This window comes from Aerophototrophica crusticola, from assembly GCF_012913305.1.
GTDB classification, from domain to species: Bacteria; Pseudomonadota; Alphaproteobacteria; order Azospirillales; family Azospirillaceae; genus Niveispirillum; species Niveispirillum crusticola.
This window is the reverse complement of sequence record NZ_CP051775.1, coordinates 2,411,755-2,433,545: the sequence shown is the minus strand read 5'-3', so window position 1 is coordinate 2,433,545 and position 21,791 is coordinate 2,411,755. Positions and strand designations below refer to the sequence as shown.

Genomic DNA, 21,791 nt, shown 5'->3' with positions numbered 1-21,791 from the left:
GTCCTTACCCGAAAAAGGCTTTGGTGGCCTTGACTGCTTCCACCAGCGCGTCGGCCTCCGCCTCGGTGTTGTACAGGCCGAAGCTGGCGCGGCAGGTGGCGCCCACGCCGAAGCGGTCCATCAGCGGCTCGGCGCAGTGCCGGCCCACCCGGACCGCCACCCCCGCCCGGTCCACGAAGGTGCCGATGTCGTGGGGGTGGATGCCGTCGATGGTGAAGCTGATGATGGCTGCCTTCTCCGGCGCGGTGCCGATGATGCGCAGGCCCTCGATCTCCCGCAGCCGCTCCGTCGCATAGGCCAGCAGACGCTGCTCATGCGCCTGGATGGCGTCCAGGCCCAGGGCGGTGACATAGTCGATGGCCGCCCCCAACCCCACCCCCTCGATGATGGGCGGGGTGCCCGCCTCGAACCGGTAGGGCGCCTCGCGGAAGGTGGTCTTCTCGAAGGTCACGGTGCTGATCATGTCACCGCCGCCCTGGTAGGGGGGCATGGCGTCCAGCACCGCCTTCTTGCCGTACAGCACGCCGATGCCGGTGGGGCCGTACAGCTTGTGGGCGGTGAAGACGTAGAGGTCGGCGTCGATGGCCTGCACGTCCACCGGCCGGTGGACCACGGCTTGGCTGCCGTCGAACAGCACCGTGGCGCCATGCTCGTGGGCCAGCCGGGCCATCTGCCTCACCGGGTTCACGGTGCCCAGCACGTTGCTGGAATGGGTGATGGCCACCAGCTTCACGGCCAAGGTCTTCAGCGCCTTCTCATAGGCGTCCAGGTCCAGGCTGCCGTCGTCCAGCACGGGCACCACCTCGATCCGGATGCCGGTCTGGTCGCGCAGAAGCTGCCAGGGCACGATGTTGGCGTGGTGCTCCATGTAGGACAGCAGCACCACGTCGCCCGTCTTCAGGAAGGTGCGGCCCCAGCTCTGGGCCACCAGGTTGAACGCCTCTGTCGCGTTGCGGGTGAAGACGATGTTCTCCCGGCTCGGCGCGTTCAGCAGCTTGGCCACCTTGTCCCGGGTGGCCTCGTACAGGTCGGTGCTGCGCTGGGACAGGAAGTGGACGCCCCGGTGCACGTTGGCATAGTCCCGCTCCAGCAGGCCCGACATGGCGTCGATCACGGCCCGCGGCTTCTGGGCGCTGGCGGCGTTGTCCAGGTAGACCAGCGGCTTGCCGGGCCGCCCTTTGCGCTCATGCACCAGCCGGGTCAGGATCGGGAAGTCCTGGCGCACGCGCTCCACGTCATAGGGCGCGTTGCTGGTGACGGGGGCATCGGACAACAGGGTGGCGGGCCGGGTCATGCGACCTCCGGAGGCGTCGAAGAGGGTCTGGAATGTCCTACCATATGGGTAGGAGATGGCGCCCGCGCATCGGGCCGGGACGGGAGCCTGGGGTGCCGACAAGTCATGCCGTCCCCCCGATTTCCCGCCGCATCCAGGTGCGGCCATGGCCCAGCAGGTAGTCGTCCACCCGCAGCACGGGCGCGAAGCCCAGCCGGGCCAGGACGTCCGGGTGCTGGTAGTCCATGGGCATCACGGTGGACCAGCGGCAGCCCAGGTGGGCCACGTGGGCGTGGGTCTCCGCCAGCAGGCGGCGGACCAGGCCCTTGCCGCGATGGGCCGGGGCGACGAACAGATCGACGATGGTGAACCAGTCCCCGTCCACCACACCGTTCAGGGCGGCAAGGGCGGTGCCGGCGTGGTCGCGCAGGGTGGTGGACAATTCCTGGTAATGGACGTCCACATGCTCCAGCCAATGGGCCGTCAGCCCATCATCCACCGCCTTCTCCTGCTCCGGCGTGGGATGGTCGGTCACCAGCAGGGTCAGGCCGCCGGGCAGGGCAGGCGCCTCTGCCACCACGGCCGCCTTGCGGAGATAGTGCCGGGCCTGGCCATAGACGAAGTCCGGCATCACGCCCACGCTCTCATAGCCGAAGCGCGGGTAGAAGCGGGGGCCCTGGAAATCCATGGTGTTCAGGTAGACACGGGTGCAGCCCCGGGCCAAACCCGCCGCCTCCGTCGCCAGCAGCAGGGCGGCCCCTATGCCGGTGCCGCGCCGCGCCTTCTCGACCCACAGCAGGTGCAGGTACAGGTCGCCGCCCTGGCGCAGGCAGACGGTGCCGCCGACGATGTGCCCGGCCCTGTCCAGGGCGAAGACGCCTAACCGCTTCCGCGCGACGCCAAGGGCGGCCTCCTCGGCCCGCAGCGACTCCCGCGCCAGCCAGCGCGCCACCTCGACATCCGCGGGGAAGCGGATGTCGGCGCGCGGGGCCGGGGACAGGAAGGCGCTGTCGGGCATCAGCGATGGCCCTCCAGCACCCGGTGCAGGCGCTCCCGGAAGTGGTCGCGCACCACCTCTACCTGGACCTCCTCCACCGCCTCATCCAGGAAGGCGCCCACCAGCAGGGCGCGGGCTTGGTCGATGGGGATGCCGCGGGCGCGCAGGTAGAAGAGCTGGTCGTCGTCCAGTTCCCCCGCCGTGGCGCCATGGCTGCACTTCACGTCGTCGGCATAGATCTCCAGCTCCGGCTTGCTGTTGATCTCCGCCTGGGGGGAGAGCAGCAGGGCGCGGTTCAACTGGTAGCCGTCGGTCTTCTGCGCGTCGGGGCGGACGATGATCTTGCCCTGGAAGACGGCGCGGGCCTGGCCGTCGATCACGCCCTTCACCACCTCGCGGCTGGTGCAGTGGGGCTTGGCGTGGTCGATCAGGGTGGTGAAGTCCGTGTGCTGGTTGCCCGCGGCCGCGTAGGCGGCGCTGACCCGGCAGGTGATGCCGGTACCGTCCAGCACGCTGCGCGCCTCATGCCGGGCCAGCCGGGCGCCGAGGTTCAGCACGAAGGTGTCATAGGTGGCGTCGCGGCCAAGGTGCGCCGTGGCGGTGGCTAGGTGGAAGGCGTCCAGGCTTTCCATCTGGATCTTGTAGTGGTGCAGCCGGGCGCCGGGACCCGCCACCACCTCCGATGCCACGTTGGACAGGTAGGTGGCGCCGGGCAGGCCAAGGTGGTGCTCCACCACCGTCGCCTCGGCGTTTTCCTCCGCCACCAGCAGCAGGCGGGGGTGCCAGGCGGCGGGGGCGGAACCGGGGGTGCCCAGGAAGACCGCTTCGATCGGGTCCGCCACGGTGACGCCGCGGGGGACGTACAGCAGCAGCCCGTCCGCCAGGAAGGCGGTATTCAGGGCCAGCAGCGGGTGGCTGTCGAAGGTGGCGGTACGGCCCAGCAGGCCGGCCACCCGGTCCGGGTCGCGGGCCAGCGCCTCGCCCAGGCTCTCCAGCACCACGCCCGCCGGCAGGGCGCCGGGCTGGGACAGGTCGGCGCGGAAGCGGCCATCCACGAAGACCATGCGGTGGGCCGGGCCACCCGGCAGCACGCTTGGGATCCGGTCGATGCTGACCGGCGCGCTCTCTGCCGCCGGGCCAAAGCTCACCTTCTCCAGCGGGCGCAGGCTGGTGAACTTCCAGGCCTCCTGCCGCTGGGTGGGCAGGCCGAGCTTGGCGAAGCGGTCCAGCCCGGCGGCACGCAGGTCCTTCAGCCAGGGCAGGCCCGCCCCGGGCAGGGTGGGGGCGAGGCCGGATGCCTGGGCGATAAGGGCCTGGACGGTGGTGTTGTCGGTGGTCATGGCGTCAGAGCCGCATCTGGAAGAAGGTCATGCCCATGCCCGGCACGTCGCTGGGCAGGTGGGCGATGGGCTGGAAGCCCAGCTTGGGGTAGAAGCGCGGGGCCTGGCAGTCCATGGTCTCCACGCCCGCGCGGGTGCAGCCCATGGCCCGGCCGGCCTGAAGGGCCGCGTCCAGCATGGCGTAGCCGGTACCGGTGCCGCGAAGGCTGTCGTCCAGCCAGACCATGTCCACCATGAAGTCGTCGCCCGCGGCATAGCACAGGGCGCCGCCCTTCACGGCACCGCCCTGGCGCACATAGGCGCTGGCCCAGCGGACGGGCACGCCCAGCCGGCGCTGGCGGCGCTGGTCGGTCTGGCGCCAGACATATTTGGCCAGTGGGCGGGACAGGGGCTCCCGCAGCTCAAAGGCCAGGGTGGCGGGCAGGGGCGCCGCCTCGCCCCCCAGGGCCTTGCTGAAAACGACGAAGTCGCCGCCGCGGATATGGTCGCGCACCCGCGCCGTGTCCCGGTATCCGCCGGCCAGATAGGGGGCGCGGTCATCATGGGCGCGGCTGTAGCAGCGCAGCACCCGGGCGCCGCGCCGGGCCAGGTCCCGCTCCGTGAAGGCCAGTACGGCGGGCAGGGCGGGGCCGCCCTCCGCCTCCGGGACGGACCAGCCGGCCCAGAAGCTCTCCGCCTCGCCCTTGTACAGGACGATGGAGATGCCGGCCTGCACCTCATCGGTCTCCACGTCCCGGGCCAGCACGGCGAAGCGCGATTCCGGCATGGGAAGCTTGGCCGCGTTATAGGCCATCAGCCCGGCCAGAACCGTTTCGGACGCGGACGTGTGCAGGTCCGCCCCGAGTTCCACCGTGATGCTGATGTCAGGGGGCAAGGCCATCATCCGCCTCAGGCCGCCTCGTTCACGCCGAACTCGGCATAGCCCTTGGCCTCCAGCTCCTGGGCCAGCTCCTTGCCGCCCGTCTTCTGGATGCGGCCATGGGCCAGCACGTGCACCACGTCCGGCACGATGTAGTCCAGCAGGCGCTGGTAGTGGGTGATGACCAGCATGCCGCGGTCGGGGCTGCGCAGCTTGTTCACCCCCTCCGCCACGATGCGCAGGGCGTCGATGTCCAGGCCGCTGTCCGTCTCATCCAGGATGGCGAGGCGGGGCTGGAGCACGGCCATCTGCAGGGCCTCGTTCCGCTTCTTCTCGCCGCCGCTGAAGCCCACATTGACCGCGCGCTTGATCATGTCCTCGGTCATGTTGAGGTCCTTGGCCCGGGCGCGGATCAGCTTCAGGAACTGCATCGCGTCCAGCGGGCCCTCGCCGCGGGTCTTGCGGACGGCGTTCAGCGCCTCCTTCAGGAAGGTGGTGTTGCTGACGCCGGGGATCTCCACCGGGTACTGGAAGGCCAGGAACAGGCCGGCCGCCGCGCGCTCCTCCGGCTCCATGGCCAGCAGGTCCTGCCCGGCGAAGGTGGCCGTGCCCTCCGTCACCTCATACCCCTCCCGCCCCGCCAGCACATAGGACAGGGTGCTCTTGCCGGACCCGTTGGGGCCCATGATGGCATGCACCTTCCCGGCCTCCACGGTCAGGTCGATCCCCTTGAGGATCTCCTTGCCGTCCACGGTGGCGTGCAGGTTCTTGATCTCAAGCAGTGACATCGTTCCGTTTCCCTAAGCGTCCTGCGGCGTGGCGTGGAAGGCCGCGACGACCTCGATCTGGCCGTGGATGGCGGCGTTGAAGGCCGGCAAGTCCTCGGCGGGTATCCAGTACTCCCGGTGCTGCCAGCCCCCGACCACCTGCACCGCGTAGGCGGCCAGGAAGTCGGCGCCGACCTCGAACCGGGTCACGTAGCCCACGCCGGTGGGCTCCCTCGCGTTCCAGTCGCGGGCGATCTGCTCCGCGTAGTCCCGGTCCAGCACCGGGTAGAAGATCGGCTGCTCCGGCAGGCGCGGCGGGAAGGCCCGGAAGTCGCTGGCCGCGACCAAGTCGTGCTCCGCCTGGCCGACCGGGCGATAGAGGGTGACCGTGTCCAGCCCCTTCTCCATGTAGCGCGCCTCGGGGTTGCCGGGGCGGGGGCCGGCATCGGCCCAGCCCTGCCGTTCATAGAAGCGGATGGCCGCCGTATTGCGCACCCCGACGCTCAGCCGCGCCCGGGCGAACCCTGCCGCCCGCAGCCGGTCGCAGGCCCAGGCCTCCAGCCGCTTGCCAAGGCCGAGGCCGCGGTGATCCGGATCCAGGTAGACCTGGTGGACGTACCCCAGGCTAGGCTGGCCCTCGACCCTCCCCAGCACCACCATGCCCACGGACGCCCCGCCCACCTCGACGATGGCGGCACAGTCCGGGTCGGCCGCCAGCTTGTCGCGTAACCAGTCCGCGAACCCCGCCCCATCGGCCCCGAAGTCGCGCACGAACCGCGACTCGTCGCCGAAGCCCAGGATGGTCGTCTCCCGCGCCCAGGCGATGGCGCGGGCCGCGTCCAGGTCCGGGTCGAGGGGGCGGAAGCCCTGCATCACCCCACGCTCCCCTCGAGGCTGATGGCCACCAGCTTCTGGGCCTCCACGGCGAACTCCATGGGGAGCTCCTTCAGGACCTCCTTGCAGAAGCCGTTGACGATCAGGCTGACCGCGTCCTCCTCCGACAGGCCGCGCTGGCGGCAGTAGAAGAGCTGGTCCTCGCTGATCTTGGCCGTGGTGGCCTCATGCTCGACGCGCGCCGTGCGGTTCTTGCTCTCGATGTAGGGCACCGTGTGGGCGCCGCACTTGTCGCCGATCAGCAGGCTGTCGCACTGGGTGTGATTCCGCGCACCCTCCGCCTTGGGCAGGATGCGCACCAGCCCGCGGTAGGTGTTCTGCGCCTTGCCGGCGGAGATGCCCTTGGAGACGATCGTGGACCGGGTGTTCTTCCCGATGTGGATCATCTTCGTGCCGGTGTCGGCCTGCTGCATGTTGTTGGTGATGGCGACGGAGTAGAACTCCCCCACCGAGTTGTCGCCCTGCAGGATGCAGCTCGGGTACTTCCAGGTGATGGCGGAGCCCGTCTCCACCTGCGTCCACGACACCTTGCTGTTCTTCCCGCGGCAGGCGGCGCGCTTGGTGACGAAGTTGTAGATGCCGCCCTTGCCGTTCTCGTCGCCGGGGTACCAGTTCTGCACGGTGCTGTACTTGATGGTGGCATTGTCCAGGGCCACCAGCTCCACCACCGCGGCGTGGAGCTGGTTCTCGTCACGCTGCGGGGCGGTGCAGCCCTCCAGGTAGCTGACGTAGGACCCCTCGTCGGCGATGATCAGGGTGCGCTCGAACTGGCCGGTGTTCTTGGCGTTGATGCGGAAATAGGTGGACAGCTCCATCGGGCAGCGCACGCCCTTGGGGATGTAGACGAAGCTGCCGTCCGTGAAGACCGCGCAGTTCAGCGTGGCGTAATAGTTGTCCGAATAGGGCACGACGGAGCCCAGGTACTGACGCACCAGCTCCGGGTGCTCCCGGATCGCCTCGGAGATGGAGCAGAAGATGATGCCCTTCTCCTCCAGCTTCTTCTTGAAGGTGGTGGCCACGGACACGCTGTCGAACACGGCGTCCACCGCGATGGCGGGCGTGTCGCCGGCGCCCTCCACCCCGGCCAGGATGGCCTGCTCCTTCAGCGGGATGCCCAGCTTCTCATAGGTGCGCAGCAGCTCCGGGTCCACCTCGTCAAGGGACTTCGGGCCTTCCTTCACCTTGGGCGCGGCGTAGTAGTAGGCGTCCTGGTAGTCGATGGGCGGGTACTTCAGCATCGACCAGTCCGGCGTGGGCATGGTCAGCCAGTGCCGGTAGGCCTTCAGCCGCCACTCCAGCAGCCACTCCGGCTCGTTCTTCTTGGCGGAGATGAAGCGGACGATGTCCTCAGACAGGCCCTTGGGCGCCATCTCCGACTCGATGTCGGTGAAGAAGCCGTACTTGTACTTCTGCTCGGTCAGTTCGCGGACCGTGTCCAGGGTCTGTTCCGTCGCGGCCATGGCCTTGTCCCTTCCCTTCGAATCCCGTCTCAACCCGCCAGGGCGGCGCCAGGGGCAGGGGCCCGCGGCGGCTCGAACCCGAATGGCGAGTGCGCGGCCATGTCGGCCGCCATGTCTGCCAACGTCACGTCATCCAGGGCCCGGCGCACCGCCTGGTTGACCTTGTCCCAGGTGCCCCGGCGGCTGCACAGGCTCTCCACCCCGCAGGCGCCGCTGGCCCCGTCCACGCAATCGGTCAGGGCGATGGGGCCGTCGATGGCCTCCACGATCTGGGCCACGGTCACCCGGTCGGCCCCGCGGGACAGGCCATAGCCCCCCGCGGCACCCCGGTGCGACTGCACCAGGCCGGCCTTGGCCAATTGCTTCAGCAGCTTCTGCACCGTGGGCACCGGCAGCCCCGTGCGGTCAGCCAGCGAGGTGGCGGTGTGCAGGGCGCCGGCGCGCGCCGGCGGCTCCGCCAACGCTGCCAGCACCACCACCGCGTAATCCGTCAGCTTGCTGAGCCGCAGCATGCGCCCGCCAACCCCTTAATCCGTACCAATCTGGTACGCATTAGGTGGTCCATCCCCGGGTTTCGTCAAGCCGGTAAGGAACTTAGGCCATGCATCCCCGGCGCGGGCGGCATGCGATAGCGCGGATCGAAAGGGGAGGGAAGGGAAAATCCACCCCGTTCTTGCTTCCCTTTTCCCAATCTTCTGTCATCCCGACGAAAGTCGGGACCCAGGTTCACGGGCGATGTGCTCGGGCTCCTGGGCCCCGGCTTCCGCCGGGGTGATGGTCAATCAGATTGGTTAAGTGGGTCCGATCAGAACGGAAAAGGGGGCGGCACCCTGCGGCGCCGCCCCCGATCCTACGTCCTAGTCGGCCCGCTCAGCGCGTCGCCGCCCCGCCTGTGGTGGCGCCGGAGGCCGTGCCGGTGGCGAGGGTGGAGCCCATGCCCGTGCTGGTCCCCGACGTCCCCGCGGACGCGGCGGTGCCGGAGGAGGCCCCGCCATTGGAACCGCCCTGGTCGGACGACGCCTCGCCCACTTTCTCCCGCACCGCCTGCACGCCGGCCTGGGCCGCCTCACGGGCCGCCTGGCTGGCCCGGTCGAACTGCTCCCGGCCCTGGCTCCAGGCCTCGTCCATCAGCTGGTCGCGGTAATCGCCCAGCCACTGGTCTTCCATGCGGGTCGCCGGCAGGGTGGCGCCGATGGCGGCACCCAGGGCCAGACCCATGAAGCCCACGGCCATCGGGTGCTCGTCCACCATCTCCCAGAAGCCGCTGGACATGTCGGAGGCGCGGCTGCCCGCCCCTTGCAGCATGCCCCGGCTGCGATCCATCAGCGAGCTGCTGCCGGACCCGGAGGAATAGCTGCCGGATGCGGACCCGGTGCCATAACCGCTGGTGCTGCCGTAGGAGCTGCCGCCGCCATAGCTGGTGGTCTCGCGGTCGTAGGCGGACTCACCATAGGCCGCATAGTCGCTGCGGGCGTCATAGTCGGCGATGCGGTCATAGCCCGCCGCCGTGGCGTCCTGGTCGTCGCTGGAGCCGCGGAAGCGGCTGGTGGCCTCGTCCTTCAGGCTCCCGGCCCGCTGGGACACGCTCCGCCGTACGCCCCGGGTCCGCCGGGCTGCCCAGTCGGCGGCCTGGTCATAGGTCTCGGTCTTGCGGGCCTGGGTGAACAGCAGGGCGCCCAGCGCCACGCCGCCCAGGGCCAGCATCCAGCCATTGCCGCCGAAGAAGCCGCCATCGCCGCTGTCGTGCCGCTGCACGTCGGACAGGCTCTGGTAACCGGCATAGCTGTCGCCATAGGCCTGCCCGTAGGCGTCGTCCAGCGTGTCGGCGTCGCCGTATCCCTGGCCGTAGCCGGTCCGGCGATTATCGGACGTGTAAGACATGGGGCTCTCCTCCTGTCGCCGTTACTGGCTGATCTGGGTCTTGGCCCAGCGCGCGTCGTCCTTGACGGTCTCGATGGTGCGGGTGGGCTGCAGGCTGGTGGCCGACAGCTTCTTGCGGCCGGACTGGATCATCACGAAGCCGATGCCCAGGACCACCACGCCCACGACCAGGGCCGCGGCCCAGGACGGCAGGAAGGTGTCCAGCACCAGCACCAGGGCTGCCAGCAGCACCAGCAGCCCGCAGAACGCCACCGCACCGCCGATGGCGAGGCTGGCGACGCCCTTGCCCGCTTCCGTGGCCTTCTCCGACAGTTCGGCCTTGGCCAGCTCCACCTCCTTGCGGACAAGGGAGGTGGTCTCGTTGGCCAGATCCGCCAGGAGCGAGGTCAGCGGCTTCTCCTCCCGGGGGGCGCGCCCCCCGGTCCCGGCTCATAGGCGGTCATGCCTTCCCCCCGGTGCTGGAGCCCGTCCCCTCCCGCTTCGCCCCGTCGGTGGCGCTGGTGGAGGCGGTGCTGGCCTTGTCCCCCGTCGGGTTCCGGAAGTTTCCCTCCGGGCTGGCTGAGGTGCTGGCCCCGGTGGAGGAGGTGGCGGCCGTGCTGCGCGTCTCACCGCTGGACTGGTTGCCCATGCCCAGGTCGGAGCGGCCGGTGTTGCTGCCGGAGATGGTGGAACCGCCAGTCAGGCTGCCGGCGCTGCCTGTGCTGCTGCCGCCCACGCCATGGGTACCCAGGGCGCTTTCCGAGGGGGTGCGGTTGGCACCGCTGCCGCCCGCGCTGCCAGAGGTGACGGGGCTGCCCGCGGTCATGCCGGCGGTCGTGGTGGTGGAACCGGTGGGGGAGGCGCTGCCGGTGCCGCCGAAGGCACCCGCCTTGCCCGCGCCCATGCCGACCCCGACGGAGCCAGGCGTCCCGGCCGCGCTGCCCGTGTCGCCCAGACCCCCGGCACCCGTCCCGCCCGCAGCCGTGCCATAGCCGCCGGCCCCGCCGCCCATGGAGGCGCTCTGCGGCCGCTGGCTGCCGGTGCGGTTGATGTCCGTGGTGCTGGAGGTGGTGCGCATCTGGCGGCTGAGGTCGTCCATGCCGCCGGAGGAGCCATACTGGGTGACGGTGTCCTCGTTGTAGGAGGCGCCGCCGCCGCGGGCCCGGTCACCCCGGTAATAGTCGGCCGACATGCGCGAGGCCGAGCCGTAGCCGCGGCCCGTGCGGCTGCCGGTGCGGGCGCCGCCGAAGCTGGACTGGTTGTAGTTGGACTGGTCGTCCATGTCGTCGTCCAGCCCGGCATAGCCGCCGAAGCCCTGCTCCGCCCCGTAGGAGGAACGGGAGCCGCCGGAGGAATAGGACTGGCGGGAGGCCTCGCTGTAGACGTCGTTCTGCACCTGGCGGCGGTTGCTGGACGCCTTCAGGAAGCGGCCGAGGGCCACGCCGAGGAGGACCGCGCCACCCACGAACAGCTCCGGCTGGCGGCGGGCGAAGGTCTCGGTCTGGTCGATCAGCTCGTCGAAGTCGCGGGTGCGGACCTGGTCGGCGAAGCGCTCCACCCGGTCGGCGGCGCCGCGCACATAGTTGGCGCCGATGCCCTGGTTGCGGCCGCTCAACTGTTCCGCGGCCTCCCGCAGCGCGTCGGCGACGCCGGCGATCTGCTCCGCCACGACGCCCTGCTGCCGCTCGAAGGTGTCGCGAACCCGCTCACGCGCCGCGTCCACGAACTGCTCGCCCATGTCGCGGGCCTGCCCCTTGACCTGGTTGGCCACGTCGGAGAACTGGCCCTGCTGGTCGGCGCTGCCCTGCGGCCCGGAGCCGGTGGTGTCGCCCATCGCCATTCCTGGCCTCCTCGCATTTTTGGATGGTACCGGCCACGGGCGGGGCCCGGGCCGGGCTTGCCGGTCACAGCCGGCGAGTTCGGGCATTTCAACAAGGAGAAAAGGACATCGTTCCCTAATGCAGTCCGACGCGTGGGGTCTGTTCAACTGCCGTTAACCATGTCATGCCCTGAGGGGATGGGCGGCCCGGCGCGCCATGCCGACCCGGCAATTGACCCGTGGGGCCGGGGGGCGCACGCTCTGCCCATGGAGACGGGCTCGACAGCCACTCCTGACAGCGGCGCCGACCGGCACCCGTGGGGCCTGTCGGACTAACGGCCGGATTTATCGCGGCAAAGCCTCCGTCCCCCGTGACGCGACACGGCTTGTGCCCATCCGGCTGAGGCCAAACGGCCGTGGAGCGGCGGACCATGCCGAGGGCGTGGCCCGCCGTCTTCCGTTCCGGGCACCCCCTCCGGCGATGCTTTGAAATCGAACCGGCCAGCCATTCGGCGGGTCAGGCATGATCTCGTTGCGTACCCGTGACGATGCCGTTACCGTCCCTTTCCGGTCACAAAACGACCTGCTCTACCCCTTATTTGTCACGCCCGAAGGATGGTGTCCGCGAAGAAGGGGTAGGCCAGGTTTTTTTAACCCGTCCTTCACCATCCCGGCCATTTTTTGGCCTCAGAAAGCGTGCGGTAAGCAGCCTGTTTTTGGCATCCGGGCCAACCTTTTTCGGCTCCGGTCCAAATGCAGGCAGGGCAGAGCCAAGGGGAGCGGGCCGGTGGTCCATCTGGTGGAAAACGCGGGGATGATGGGACAAGGCGACCGCCAGGTCTCCGTGCCCCGCGCCGCCGCGGGCCCGTTGGCGGCCCAGGGGACGGACGGGCTGTTGGCCTGCGTCGTCGCCCTGCTGCTGGCGGCGATGTTGCTGGTGGCCTGTGCCGACCGGCAGCCGGTGAAGCCCACGGCCGTGCGGAAGCCGGCCGTGGCGCGGGTGGTGCCGCCCTCGGTGCCCGAGACGCCGATCCCCAAGACCAAGCCCACCCCGCCCCCGGCCAAGCCTGCTGCCGCCAAGCGGCCGGTGGAGGCCCAGGTGGCGGTGCTGCCCGCCCCGGTCCCCCGCCCGCCGTGGACGAGGCCCCGCGCTTCGACCCGGCCGGGCTGGTGGGCCTGACTGAGCAAGAGACCTTCCGCCTGTTAGGGAGCCCCGCCCGGGTCGAGGAGAACCCGCCGGCCAAGACCTGGCAATACGCCAGCAGCCGGTGCCAGCTCCGCGTCCACCTGTTCATGGACATGACGACGCGCAGCTTCCGGACCCTTTCCTACGAACTATCCAGCACGGACGAGCAACCCGATGTCGATCAGCAATGTCTTGCCGAACTCGTCGCAAAAGCCTGGCGACCGGCTGGCCAATGACCCGCCCGTCGCCCGCGTCGCCCTGGTCGATGACGACGACCTGTTCCGGGAGTCCCTGGGCCTGAACCTGTCGGACGAGGGCTACGAGGTGCTGCCCTTCGACCGCGGCCAATCGGCCCTGGAGTACTTCGCGGGCGGCGGCACGGCGGACCTGATCCTGCTGGACTGGCGCATGCCCCGCATGGACGGCATCGAGACCCTGCGCCAGCTCCGCGCCCGCAACATCGACGTGCCGGTGATCTTCCTGACCGTGCTGTCGGACCAGATCTATGAGGAGGCGGCGCTGGGCGGCGGTGCCGTCGACTTCGTGGAGAAGTCCCGCAGCCTGCCCATCCTGCTGAAGCGCATGCAGCTGATCGTCCAGGGCCGCAAGCCCGGCGGCGAGGACCCGGCGCTGGCGGTGGCGAGCGCGGTGGGCGCCAGCGCTGCCCAGGACCGGGCCGGGGCCGGCGGCACCATCTTCCGCCGCGGCGCGCTGGAGCTTCGGCTGGAGGTCGCCCGTGCCTTCTGGGGCGGCACCCGCATCGACCTGACCCTGACCGAGTTCAACATCGTCCGCCTGATGGCCACCAAGGCCGGGGAGGACGTGTCCTACCGCGACCTCTATGACCTGGTGCACGGCAAGGACTTCGTGGCCGGCTACGGCCCCGCTGGCTACCGCGCCAACGTCCGCGCCTTCATCAAGCGCATCCGGCACAAGTTCCGTGCCGTGGACAACGCCTTCGACGAGATCGAGAACTACCCGGGCTTCGGCTACCGCTGGTCGGACCGGCACCCCGGTGAGATGACGGGCGGCCCCGGCCGCGAGCGTGCATGACGGCCGGCCCGACAGGACGGCGGGCGACACACTGGCTGATGCGGTCCCTGGCCAGCCGGCTGGTGGTCGTCCTGCTGGTCTTCCTTGCCGTCCCGGTGCTGATCTACGAGCAGTTCCGCGCCGCGGACAGCGAGAAGCAGCTCCTGCTGTTGCGCAGCGCGCAGCAGCAGGGCCAGCTTGTGGCCCGGGCGCTGGAGCCGCTGCTGGCGGGGGTGGACGCCAAGTCCCTGGTACGGCTGGGCGACCGGCTGCAACCCTATGCCGACGCCCACACCAACGTGCGCCTGCTGCTGCGCCCGGCCACCGCGGCCGCGGGCAACGGCGAGGCGTTCTTCTACGTGGCCTCCGCCCCGGTGGTCCCCACCGCCATGCTGGACCTGGAGCGGGAGCGGCTGATCGAGCAGGGGGTGCTCCAGCGCCTGGGCGGTTCCTGCGCCGGCGACCAGCCGCTGGCCATCCCCGTGCCCCATGCGGACGGGGAGGGGCTGGACCTGCTGACCAGCATCACCCCATCAAGACGCCCATGGGCTGCTGGGCCATCGTCACGTCCCACGCCGCCGCCTCCTACCTCGGCCAGGGGGCGGGCAAGCCCTATTGGCACAGCCCGGAGGTGCAGGCCGCCGGGCTGATCTATGTGGCCATGGCGGCGCTGGTCATGCTGCTGCTGCTGGAGATCTGGCGCAACCTGCGCCGCTTCGGCGAGTTGGCCCGGGACATGGTCCTGCACCGCGGCCCCGCCGGCAGCTTCGTGGCCCAGAACACGGTGCCGGAGTTGCAGCCGGTGGCGGAGGATTTCGACCGTCTGGTGGGCACGCTGCACAACTCCGCCGCCAACCTCCGCCGCGCGGCGGAGGACAACGCCCACGCCTTCAAGACCCCCATCGCCGTCATCCGCCAGAGCCTGGAGCCGCTGAAGCGCCTGCTGCCGCCGGAGGAGAGCCGCGCCCGCCGCGCCGTGGAGATGATCGAGGGCTCGGTGGAGCGGCTGGACGGGCTGGTCAGCTTCGCCCGCCGCATGGACGAGACCACCGCCGACCTGCTGGAGCCGCCGCGCCAGCGCGTGGACCTGTCGGCCCTGTTGGAGCGGGTGCTGCTGGGCTACCGCGGGCTGATGGAGGAGCGGGGCGTGGACCTGGCCAGCCGCATCGAGCCCCATGTGGTGGTCCGGGCCGGCGAGGACCTGCTGGAGACGGTGATCGAGAACATCGTGGACAACGCGCTCAGCTTCTCCCCGCCGGAAAGCATCCTGCGCGTCAGCCTGAAGCGGGCGGACGGGGCCGTGTTCCTGGCCGTGGACGACGAGGGGCCGGGGGTGGACCCGGCCAACCTGGACAAGATCTTCGAGCGCTACTTCAGCCAGCGGAATGGTGGCGGGCAGGCCGTGGCGGTGCAGGGCGGGGGCGACGACGGCATGCCCCACTACGGCATCGGCCTCTGGATCGTCCGCCGCAACGTGGAGGCCATCGGCGGCAGGGTGGAAGCCGCCAACCGCCCGGCCGGAGGCCTGTCCATGCGCATTCGCCTGCCAGGGTGATGCCATAGATTGCGCATTTCCTGTTATCGACCTAACATGGCCATAGCAGGAGGCGACCCATGAACGTGTCCGTCGGCGAGCGCTGGGAAAAATTCATCGACAGCGTCGTGAAGGAGGGCCGCTACGGCTCTGCCAGCGAAGTGGTCCGCGAGGGGCTGCGGCTGGTGGAGGAGCGGGAAGCCAAGCTCCAGGCCCTGCGGGCGGAGATCGATGCCGCCATCGCGGAGGGGGGCGAATACTCCGACGAGGATATCTCCGCGATGATCGAGGAGACCGCGGCTGAACTTCGGGCCCAGGGCTACTGAGTGCGGCGGCTCGTCTACAGCGCGGCGGCAAGACGCGACCTGCGCGGAATACAAGTATATATTTCCCAGCAGAGCGGAAGCTCCGACATCGGCAGCCGCTTCGTCCGGCAGCTGCAAGCCAAATGTGAGAAATTCGCCAAGCTCCCGATGAAGCTTGGGCGGTCACGACCCGAGTTGCGACCTGATCTGCGCAGCTTCCCGGTCAAGGAGTACGTGATCTACTTCCGCTATCTCGCCGACACGGTCGAGATCGTCAAAGTCGTGGAGCGCCACCGGGACATCGGCCCATTAAGTTTCGACGACGTATGATTTCCCCATGAAGGGCCCTCACGCCGCCGGCGCGGCCGGGACGGGCGCCTGCCGCCGGGCGACGGTGGCGTCGATGTGGGCCTTCACCTCCGCGTCTTCCTCATAAAGGCGACGGAAGTCGCGGCGGTCCAGCACCAGGAGCTGGCAATAGGCGATGGCCTCCACGTCGGCGTTGCGGGGCTGGTCCAGGACCAGCGCCATCTCCCCGAAGAACTCGCCCGAGCCCAGCCGCACCGGCGTGCTCAGCCCCGGCAGCCGCACCGCCACCGCGCCGGAGGAGATGAAATACATGGCGTCGCCCCGGTCGCCCTTGCGCACCACCAGTTCCCCCGGGACATAGAGCCGGGGCTTCAGCAGCCGCTCGATCCGCTTCACCCGCTCCGGCGCCAGGCCGGCGAACAGGGGCACCTTGGCCACCAGCTCCTGGGTGGACAGGCCCAGGTCCAGCCTGGGCGGCTGCTCGGCGTTGCGGCGCCGCTGGTTCAGTTCGCGGGACAGGTCGCGCAGGATCTCCCGGCTGATCAGCGTCTCCTCGAACAGCTCCTGCAGGGTGCGCTCCTCGAAGCGCAGGCCCGCCCGCACCAGGTACCGGGCCTCCAGCTCCCGCAGATAGGCCGGGTATTGCAGGCGCAGGGCGGCCATGGCCTCCTCCACCGCCGCCAACCGGGCGGCCAGCAGCTCATGCAGGGTGGTGGCCGTGTCCCTGCCCAGCAGGGGCGACAGGCGCTGGCTGGTGAAATGCAGGAGCTGTTGCAGGGCGAAGCGCTGCACGGCCAGCTCGGCGAAGCGCTCCGACAACCCGTTGGCCAGCGGCCGCTCCAGCCCCAGCCGACGGTGCAGCCACAGCCGGGTCCGCATGCCCGGGCCGAAGCGGAGGATGGAGCGGGCCGCCGCCTCATAGCCCTTGCGGCCACGGGTCTTCACCCCGTCCTGCAACCGGCCCACCGCCGCCCCCAGGCTCTGCACCGTCAGGCGGGAGATGACGCCATCGCGGAAATAGCCCAGGTACAGCTCCTCCTCCCGCCGGGCCAGGGTGGACAGGCCGATATAGACCCGGTCCTCGGCGCTCAACGCGCCCATGCTGTCCAGGTCGAGCTGTTCCTGGGCCAGGCCGGCGCCCCGGTCCAGCAAGGGCTCAAGGGCTGGTTCCGGGTCCATGCGGAAGTCGCGGGCGATGCGCTCCACCTCCTGCCGCACGTCGGACAGGGACAGGCCCAGCACGCGGTTGCGCAGGGCCAGCTCCACCGGGGTCAGCCGGTCCAGCCGGAACAGCCGCATCAGCGGGCGCAGGGTGGTGCCCTGGACGAACAGGGTGAACAGGACGAAGCCGGTGACCACCACCGCGACCATGTCCTGGATGTCGTCCGGCACGCGCCGGTTCTCAGACACGGCCAGCGCCAGGGCCAGGGACACGGCGCCCCGCAGGCCGCCCCACAACATCACGGTCTTGTAAGCGCCGGAGATCCTGTCCGCGGCCCCCAGGGCCGTCAGCCCGGGGATCAGGCCGAAGATGACGAGGGCCCGGGCCGCCGTCGCGCCCAGGATCAGCGCCGCCAGCATGATCAGGTGGCCCCAGGTGGCGTTCAGCAGGGTGGGCGGGATCAGCATGGAGGCCAGCAGGAAGATCAGGCTGTTGGCCCAGAAACCCAATTGGGACCAGACATTCTCCAGCCCTTCCCAGCTTTCCGGGCTGATGCGGGTGCGGCCTTCCCCCGCCATGACCAGGGCCGCCGTGACCACGGCCACCACGCCTGAGACGCCCAGGTAATGCTCGCCGATGATGAAGGCCAGGTAGGCCAGCGCCACGGTCAGGGTGATCTCCGACTGGGCCTGGTTGCGCATGGGGGTCACCAGCCAGCCGATGGCCTTGCCCAGGCCCCAGCCCACCGCCAGCCCGCCGGCGAACTTCACCAGGAAGTCCCCGCCCGCCGCCACCGGGTCCATGCTGCCGCCGGCGGTCAGCATGCCCAGCAGCAGGGTGAACAGCACGATGGCCGCCGCGTCGTTGAACAGGCTCTCCCCCTCCACCAGGATGGAGAGGCGGCGGGGCGCGCCGATGTCGCGGAAGATGCCCACCACCGCCGCCGGGTCCGTGGTGGCGATGATGCTGGCCAGCAGGAAGCAGACCACCAGGGCCGTGCCCGTCGCCTCCCCGTGCCACAGGCCCCAGACCCCGTACATGGCCAGCCCCGCCAGGGCCGTGCACATCAGCACCGCCACCACGGCCAGCAGCAATACCGGCCCGAGGTCGTCCATCAGGCGGCGCACGTCCACGCTCAACGCCGCCTCGAACAGCAGGACCGGCAGGAAGATGTAGAGGAAGGCCTGGGAGCTGAGGTCCAGCTCCCCCACCGCCACCAGGAAATCCCCCGCGAAGCCGAAACCGCCTGCCTCCGCCGACCGGCCGGCCACGTGCAGCAGGGTGCCGATGCCCACCCCCGTGGCCGCCAGAAGCACCGTGTAGGGCAGCCGAAGCCGTTGGGCCAGCGGGGGCAGCAGGCTGACCAGGACCAGCAGGCCGGCGACGGCGAACAGGGTGTAGACGAGGCTGTCCATCCGGCGGTCTGCCCTTCCTTCGGTGTCACGCGCCCATGGTGGCCGCGCGACGGGGAAAAGCTATTCCCCCGCCCCGGCCGCGGCAAGCGGCAGCCAGACAAGCCCCACCATTGTGGCCCGCATGGGGCAGGGGGCGGCTTTCAGGGGAGGCCGTCTTGCCCCCGGTCAGACATGCCCGGGAAGGACGGCTGGGAACAATCGCCGTGAAAGTAGCCTGCAGCACACGGATTACGATACTCTGGGATAGGTATGGGGCTTGGGCTGCCATGGTGAAGAGCCCTTGATCACCGCCGCCGCTCAGCCTATCATCGTGACAGGTGATCATGGACCGCAAGAAGGCCGAGGCCCATATCAGGTTCCTGGCAGAGGTGGACCGGATCGCCTTGACGGCCCACGCGATGGTACGGAACCCCGGTGCCGGGAAACAGCCCCTGACGCGGGAACAGATCAAGCGTTGCCTGATCCACGGCTCGGTCGTCGAGGGTCCTGTGCCCGACCTGCGGGAGCCGAACGGGTGGAAGTTCACCATGCGGCGGTTCCGGACCGGTGAGGCGCACGAGGTTGCCGGGGTCTTGGTCGTCGAACGGAAAATCCTGGTGATCACCGGCTACGAGTGGGTGAAGCCGGGACGCGCATAGGCTGGGGAAGCAGGGATCATGGCGAAAGCGGTTGGCGCGGACCGGCACCATTACCTGGAAAGCGGCTTGGATTATGTCTGGCTGTCCACCGGCTTCACGCGGGAGGAGACGGCCCATGGCCCCGCGGTCATGGTCGAGAACGCGACGGCCCTGGACCGGGCCATTGCCCTCGTCATCATTCGGCGCCGGCGGCACCTGACGGGGCAGGAGGTGCGGTTCCTGCGGGGCCTGATGGACATGACCCAGGAGGAGTTGGGTACCCTCCTGGGCAAGGACGCCCAGTCCGTCGCCCGGTGGGAGAAGTCCAAGACCAGCATCCCGCCCACCGAAGACAGGGCCCTACGCCAGATCTTCCTCGAGCATGTCGGTGAGCGGCAGCCCTTCACGGAGACGGCCCGCCAAGTCTCTGCCATCCGGGATGATGTTGGCGCCCTGATCGCGACAGGCACCGGCAAAGGCCAGTGGGCCGTGACCGAGGCCTGATGGCCATGCCAGCGCCGGGCCCGGTCCCCTGTGCGTGGCCGTGCATGTATCCGCAAGCTTGGCCCGGTGTTGGCTGCCCCCCCTATGCCTTGCCCAGAAGGCGCAGGATGGAGTGGGTCACGCCGTAGAGCAGCAGGACCATGATGCACAGGTAAAAGACCTTCACCCCACGGTCGAGCTTGTCCTCCGGTGGGCGGGCGGGGGTCTTGGAGTCGGGTGGGGTGGGGGGCATCCGGCTGTCTCCTCCGTCCTCTGGTGATGCTCCAACAGCGCCGGCCCCCTCCCTTGGCAGCGGCATCTTGACTCTCCCCCTTTTGCGGTATGTTCTTGTTTTGTTCTGTTCTTGTTGAGGCTCGGGTCCCGAGGGGGCCAAGGGGGCCAAAGGGGGAAGTACCGCGCCATGTCGCCCGCCAGTCCACGCCGCATTCTGTCGCTCTGGCTGCCGTGCCTCGCCACGGACCGGTTGCGACGCCGCCTGGGCACGGACCCGGGCCGGCCGCTGGTGGCCGTGGCGGCGGAGCGGGGACGGCTGACCGTGGCCGCCGCGGACCGGCTGGCCCAGGCCGCCGGGGTGGGGCCGGGCCTGCCCCTGGCCGACGCCCGGGCGCTGGAACCCGGGCTGGCGGTGGCGGATGCGGACCCGGCGGGCGATTCGGCGGCGTTGGGCCGGCTCTGCGACTGGGCCCAGCGCTATACTCCCGTGACCGCCATCGACCCGGCGGAGCAGGTGGTGCTGGGGGCCGGCGGGCTGTGGCTGGACGTGACCGGCTGCACCCACCTGTTCGGGGGGGAGGCGGGACTGCTGGAGGACCTCGCCCTGCGGCTGGAGCGGGCGGGGCTGGAGTCGCGCGTCGCCATCGCCGACACGGCCGGCGCGGCCTGGGCCCTGGCGCGGTTCGGCGGGCCGGAGCCCTGGCCCCTGATCGCCCCGCCGGGGGACCAGGGGCTGCTGCTGGCACCCCTGCCGGTGGCCGCCCTGCGCCTGCCTGCCATCACCGCGTCCGGGCTGAAGCGGGTGGGGCTGCGCCGGGTGGGGAACCTTGCCGCCGTGCCGCGGGCCGCCCTGGCCGGGCGCTACGGGCCCCTGGTGGCGCAACGGCTGGACCAGGCCTTGGGGACGGCGGAGGAGGCCCTGTCCCCCCGCCGGGCCGTGCCGCCCCATGTCACCCGCCTCGCCTTCGCCGAGCCCGTCAGCACGCCGGAGGACATGCGCCGCTGCCTGCAGCACCTGCTGTCCCAGGTTTGCAAGGGGCTGGAGGCGGCCGGGCAGGGGGCCCGCCGGCTGGTCCTGTCCGCCTGGCGGGTGGACGGCGGCATCGACACCCCGCCCCAGCTGCTGGAGGCCGGCACCAGCCGCCCCAACCGCGACCCCGCCCACCTGCTGCGCCTGTTCGAGCCCAAGCTGGACACGCTGGAGCCCGGCCCCGGCTTCGAGGTCATGGCCCTCACCGTGCCCGCGGCCGACGACTACCACCCGGAACAGGCCAGCCTGCCCCCCGCCGCCCTGAAACCCCCGGCCCCGCCGGCCAACGTGGTGCGGTTCCCTCTCCCTGGGGAGAGGGTGGCCCGGCCACAGGCCGGGACGGGTGAGGGAGGTGGTAGCAGCAACAAATCCCCCTCTCCCCCCGGGGAGAGGGTCGGGGTGAGGGGGTGCCGGAAGCAGGCCGACTGTCCCCTCTCCCCAGGGAGAGGGAAAGGTGGCTGACCTCAACACCCTGCCCTGGACCGGGCCCCTGCGGCCGGCCAAGCCGGTGCGGGTGCGGCGGGTCTCCCTGGCGCCGCCGGTGCCGGAGCTGGTGGACCAGGTCGGCTCCCGCCTGGGTCTGGCCCAGGTGCGCCGGCCCCTGCCGCGGGAAAGCTGGTGGCCGGAGCGGGCGGTGGATTTGCGCCCGGCGGATGCCCCCGCCGACAAGGAGGACAGCCCCGCCGGGGAGCCCCGCCCCTGGCCTGCCGACCGGCCGCGCCCGGTCCGCCTGCTGCGCCGGCCGGAACCCATCCAGGTGACCGCCATGGTCCCCGACGCCCCACCCGCCGGTTTCACTTGGCGCGGCACGCCCTACCGCGTCCGCGTGGCGGAGGGGCCGGAGCGGCTGTCGCCCGAATGGTGGCGCCGCCTGAACCAGCCCGACGCCGCCCTGCGCGACTATTACCGGGTGGAAGAACAGGGCGGCCGCCGCTTCTGGCTATACCGCCTGGGCCTGTTCGACGACCCGGTGCCACCGACCTGGTACCTGCATGGCGTGTGGGGGTGAGGGCACTATGGCTCACGCCCGTTCCTGTCATGACTCCGGCACTTTGGTAGGCCGAACCGCCGTACGACCGTCCCCTCCCCCAGGGGGCAGGGCTATCGCATATGGCGCTCGACCCGCTTCCGCCCGGCAAACATCGAACTCTGCTAAGCGCGTTCCGGGCAGAATCGCTATCCGAAGAGCGGTTCCAAATGCACGGAACGTACTTG

The 21,791-nt window shown here is 70.3% G+C and carries 24 protein-coding genes; 11 read left to right on the top strand and 13 right to left on the bottom strand.

Translation table 11 applies throughout. The features are described 5' to 3' along the window. Positions 1 to 4 precede the first annotated feature (4 nt). The 11 genes from HHL28_RS11910 to HHL28_RS11860 form a co-directional block, all read right to left on the bottom strand. Positions 5 to 1,294, bottom strand: coding sequence for a cysteine desulfurase (locus tag HHL28_RS11910; protein WP_075769770.1), 1,290 nt, complete (start codon positions 1,292 to 1,294; stop codon positions 5 to 7). Between the two features lie 103 nt (positions 1,295 to 1,397). After that, positions 1,398 to 2,291, bottom strand: a complete 894-nt coding sequence (locus tag HHL28_RS11905; protein ID WP_075769771.1) for a GNAT family N-acetyltransferase — start codon at positions 2,289 to 2,291, stop codon at positions 1,398 to 1,400. After that, on the bottom strand, positions 2,291 to 3,610 hold the full coding sequence (sufD, locus tag HHL28_RS11900) for a Fe-S cluster assembly protein SufD (protein WP_075769772.1): 1,320 nt from the start codon (positions 3,608 to 3,610) through the stop codon (positions 2,291 to 2,293). Before sufD ends, HHL28_RS11905 begins: the two co-directional genes overlap by 1 nt. Positions 3,611 to 3,614: 4 nt before the next feature. Continuing rightward, a complete protein-coding gene (locus HHL28_RS11895; protein WP_169655179.1) occupies positions 3,615 to 4,484 on the bottom strand; it encodes a GNAT family N-acetyltransferase in 870 nt (289 codons plus the stop codon). A 14-nt stretch (positions 4,485 to 4,498) separates the two neighbouring features. Further along, the gene (gene sufC, locus HHL28_RS11890; protein WP_449686628.1) at positions 4,499 to 5,257 is read right to left on the bottom strand and encodes a Fe-S cluster assembly ATPase SufC; all 759 of its coding nucleotides are present in this window, start codon (positions 5,255 to 5,257) and stop codon (positions 4,499 to 4,501) included. A 12-nt stretch (positions 5,258 to 5,269) separates the two neighbouring features. Further along, positions 5,270 to 6,109 (bottom strand): GNAT family N-acetyltransferase, encoded by an 840-nt coding sequence (locus tag HHL28_RS11885; RefSeq protein WP_083698891.1) that lies wholly within the window; start codon positions 6,107 to 6,109, stop codon positions 5,270 to 5,272. Beyond that, the gene (sufB, locus tag HHL28_RS11880) at positions 6,109 to 7,590 is read right to left on the bottom strand and encodes a Fe-S cluster assembly protein SufB (RefSeq protein WP_075769774.1); all 1,482 of its coding nucleotides are present in this window, start codon (positions 7,588 to 7,590) and stop codon (positions 6,109 to 6,111) included. The genes HHL28_RS11885 and sufB overlap by 1 nt, the downstream gene beginning before the upstream one ends. Before the next feature lie 29 nt (positions 7,591 to 7,619). Continuing rightward, the gene (locus tag HHL28_RS11875) at positions 7,620 to 8,102 is read right to left on the bottom strand and encodes an SUF system Fe-S cluster assembly regulator (protein WP_075769775.1); all 483 of its coding nucleotides are present in this window, start codon (positions 8,100 to 8,102) and stop codon (positions 7,620 to 7,622) included. A 358-nt stretch (positions 8,103 to 8,460) separates the two neighbouring features. Beyond that, entirely contained in the window at positions 8,461 to 9,471 is a 1,011-nt protein-coding gene (locus tag HHL28_RS11870; RefSeq protein ID WP_075769776.1) for a hypothetical protein, read from the bottom strand. A gap of 21 nt (positions 9,472 to 9,492) precedes the next feature. Then, positions 9,493 to 9,804 (bottom strand): phage holin family protein, encoded by a 312-nt coding sequence (locus tag HHL28_RS11865; RefSeq protein ID WP_404325642.1) that lies wholly within the window; start codon positions 9,802 to 9,804, stop codon positions 9,493 to 9,495. Positions 9,805 to 9,910: 106 nt separating this feature from the next. Next, on the bottom strand, positions 9,911 to 11,290 hold the full coding sequence (locus HHL28_RS11860; RefSeq protein WP_169655177.1) for a hypothetical protein: 1,380 nt from the start codon (positions 11,288 to 11,290) through the stop codon (positions 9,911 to 9,913). A 793-nt stretch (positions 11,291 to 12,083) separates the two neighbouring features. Between HHL28_RS11860 and HHL28_RS11855 the strand changes: the two genes are divergently transcribed. From HHL28_RS11855 to HHL28_RS11830, 7 genes are read left to right on the top strand one after another with little or no spacing between them, the layout of a single operon-like run. After that, positions 12,084 to 12,449 carry a hypothetical protein gene (locus HHL28_RS11855; protein ID WP_169655175.1) on the top strand — a complete coding sequence of 122 codons (366 nt, stop codon included), beginning with the start codon at positions 12,084 to 12,086 and terminating at the stop codon, positions 12,447 to 12,449. Next, a complete protein-coding gene (locus tag HHL28_RS11850) occupies positions 12,404 to 12,691 on the top strand; it encodes a hypothetical protein (RefSeq protein ID WP_169655173.1) in 288 nt (95 codons plus the stop codon). The genes HHL28_RS11855 and HHL28_RS11850 overlap by 46 nt, the downstream gene beginning before the upstream one ends. Then, positions 12,630 to 13,508, top strand: a complete 879-nt coding sequence (locus HHL28_RS11845; RefSeq protein ID WP_083698892.1) for a response regulator transcription factor — start codon at positions 12,630 to 12,632, stop codon at positions 13,506 to 13,508. Before HHL28_RS11850 ends, HHL28_RS11845 begins: the two co-directional genes overlap by 62 nt. 38 nt (positions 13,509 to 13,546) lie before the next feature. Then, the gene (locus HHL28_RS18680; protein WP_404325639.1) at positions 13,547 to 14,137 is read left to right on the top strand and encodes a hypothetical protein; all 591 of its coding nucleotides are present in this window, start codon (positions 13,547 to 13,549) and stop codon (positions 14,135 to 14,137) included. Further along, a complete protein-coding gene (locus HHL28_RS11840; RefSeq protein WP_404325637.1) occupies positions 14,032 to 15,042 on the top strand; it encodes a sensor histidine kinase in 1,011 nt (336 codons plus the stop codon). Before HHL28_RS18680 ends, HHL28_RS11840 begins: the two co-directional genes overlap by 106 nt. 59 nt (positions 15,043 to 15,101) lie before the next feature. Next, positions 15,102 to 15,347 carry a type II toxin-antitoxin system ParD family antitoxin gene (locus tag HHL28_RS11835; protein ID WP_075769781.1) on the top strand — a complete coding sequence of 82 codons (246 nt, stop codon included), beginning with the start codon at positions 15,102 to 15,104 and terminating at the stop codon, positions 15,345 to 15,347. Then, positions 15,348 to 15,656, top strand: a complete 309-nt coding sequence (locus tag HHL28_RS11830; protein ID WP_075769782.1) for a type II toxin-antitoxin system RelE/ParE family toxin — start codon at positions 15,348 to 15,350, stop codon at positions 15,654 to 15,656. Positions 15,657 to 15,674: 18 nt separating this feature from the next. Here the strand turns inward: HHL28_RS11830 and HHL28_RS11825 are convergent, their stop codons facing one another. Then, positions 15,675 to 18,212 carry a cation:proton antiporter gene (locus HHL28_RS11825; RefSeq protein ID WP_075769783.1) on the bottom strand — a complete coding sequence of 846 codons (2,538 nt, stop codon included), beginning with the start codon at positions 18,210 to 18,212 and terminating at the stop codon, positions 15,675 to 15,677. A 323-nt stretch (positions 18,213 to 18,535) separates the two neighbouring features. Here HHL28_RS11825 and HHL28_RS11820 point away from each other — a divergent pair, with 323 nt between their 5' ends. Further along, a complete protein-coding gene (locus HHL28_RS11820) occupies positions 18,536 to 18,850 on the top strand; it encodes a hypothetical protein (protein ID WP_169655171.1) in 315 nt (104 codons plus the stop codon). Positions 18,851 to 18,868: 18 nt separating this feature from the next. Next, entirely contained in the window at positions 18,869 to 19,333 is a 465-nt protein-coding gene (locus tag HHL28_RS11815; RefSeq protein ID WP_075769785.1) for a helix-turn-helix domain-containing protein, read from the top strand. A gap of 82 nt (positions 19,334 to 19,415) precedes the next feature. Here HHL28_RS11815 and HHL28_RS11810 read toward each other — a convergent pair whose 3' ends face one another. Further along, complete coding sequence (locus tag HHL28_RS11810) at positions 19,416 to 19,565, bottom strand: hypothetical protein (RefSeq protein WP_169655169.1); 150 nt, start codon at positions 19,563 to 19,565, stop codon at positions 19,416 to 19,418. A gap of 168 nt (positions 19,566 to 19,733) precedes the next feature. On the opposite strand from HHL28_RS11810, the gene HHL28_RS11805 reads away from it, so the two are divergent. Continuing rightward, positions 19,734 to 21,038 (top strand): Y-family DNA polymerase, encoded by a 1,305-nt coding sequence (locus HHL28_RS11805; RefSeq protein WP_169655167.1) that lies wholly within the window; start codon positions 19,734 to 19,736, stop codon positions 21,036 to 21,038. Next, positions 21,031 to 21,585 (top strand): DUF6504 family protein, encoded by a 555-nt coding sequence (locus HHL28_RS11800; RefSeq protein ID WP_169655165.1) that lies wholly within the window; start codon positions 21,031 to 21,033, stop codon positions 21,583 to 21,585. Before HHL28_RS11805 ends, HHL28_RS11800 begins: the two co-directional genes overlap by 8 nt. The last annotated feature ends 206 nt before the right edge of the window (positions 21,586 to 21,791 follow it).

Bases quoted from the DNA above. Each gene is read 5' to 3' on its own strand.
- HHL28_RS11910 (WP_075769770.1), bottom strand. From the start codon at position 1,294: ATGACCCGGCCCGCCACCCTGTTGTCCGATGCCCCCGTCACCAGCAAC.
- HHL28_RS11905 (WP_075769771.1), bottom strand. From the start codon at position 2,291: ATGCCCGACAGCGCCTTCCTGTCCCCGGCCCCGCGCGCCGACATCCGC.
- sufD (WP_075769772.1), bottom strand. From the start codon at position 3,610: ATGACCACCGACAACACCACCGTCCAGGCCCTTATCGCCCAGGCATCC.
- sufC (WP_449686628.1), bottom strand. From the start codon at position 5,257: ATGTCACTGCTTGAGATCAAGAACCTGCACGCCACCGTGGACGGCAAG.
- HHL28_RS11885 (WP_083698891.1), bottom strand. From the start codon at position 6,109: ATGCAGGGCTTCCGCCCCCTCGACCCGGACCTGGACGCGGCCCGCGCC.
- sufB (WP_075769774.1), bottom strand. From the start codon at position 7,590: ATGGCCGCGACGGAACAGACCCTGGACACGGTCCGCGAACTGACCGAG.
- HHL28_RS11875 (WP_075769775.1), bottom strand. From the start codon at position 8,102: ATGCTGCGGCTCAGCAAGCTGACGGATTACGCGGTGGTGGTGCTGGCA.
- HHL28_RS11870 (WP_075769776.1), bottom strand. From the start codon at position 9,471: ATGTCTTACACGTCCGATAATCGCCGGACCGGCTACGGCCAGGGATAC.
- HHL28_RS11860 (WP_169655177.1), bottom strand. From the start codon at position 11,290: ATGGCGATGGGCGACACCACCGGCTCCGGGCCGCAGGGCAGCGCCGAC.
- HHL28_RS11855 (WP_169655175.1), top strand. From the start codon at position 12,084: ATGATGGGACAAGGCGACCGCCAGGTCTCCGTGCCCCGCGCCGCCGCG.
- HHL28_RS11845 (WP_083698892.1), top strand. From the start codon at position 12,630: ATGTCGATCAGCAATGTCTTGCCGAACTCGTCGCAAAAGCCTGGCGAC.
- HHL28_RS18680 (WP_404325639.1), top strand. From the start codon at position 13,547: ATGCGGTCCCTGGCCAGCCGGCTGGTGGTCGTCCTGCTGGTCTTCCTT.
- HHL28_RS11840 (WP_404325637.1), top strand. From the start codon at position 14,032: ATGGGCTGCTGGGCCATCGTCACGTCCCACGCCGCCGCCTCCTACCTC.
- HHL28_RS11835 (WP_075769781.1), top strand. From the start codon at position 15,102: ATGAACGTGTCCGTCGGCGAGCGCTGGGAAAAATTCATCGACAGCGTC.
- HHL28_RS11825 (WP_075769783.1), bottom strand. From the start codon at position 18,212: ATGGACAGCCTCGTCTACACCCTGTTCGCCGTCGCCGGCCTGCTGGTC.
- HHL28_RS11820 (WP_169655171.1), top strand. From the start codon at position 18,536: ATGGACCGCAAGAAGGCCGAGGCCCATATCAGGTTCCTGGCAGAGGTG.
- HHL28_RS11815 (WP_075769785.1), top strand. From the start codon at position 18,869: ATGGCGAAAGCGGTTGGCGCGGACCGGCACCATTACCTGGAAAGCGGC.
- HHL28_RS11810 (WP_169655169.1), bottom strand. From the start codon at position 19,565: ATGCCCCCCACCCCACCCGACTCCAAGACCCCCGCCCGCCCACCGGAG.
- HHL28_RS11805 (WP_169655167.1), top strand. From the start codon at position 19,734: ATGTCGCCCGCCAGTCCACGCCGCATTCTGTCGCTCTGGCTGCCGTGC.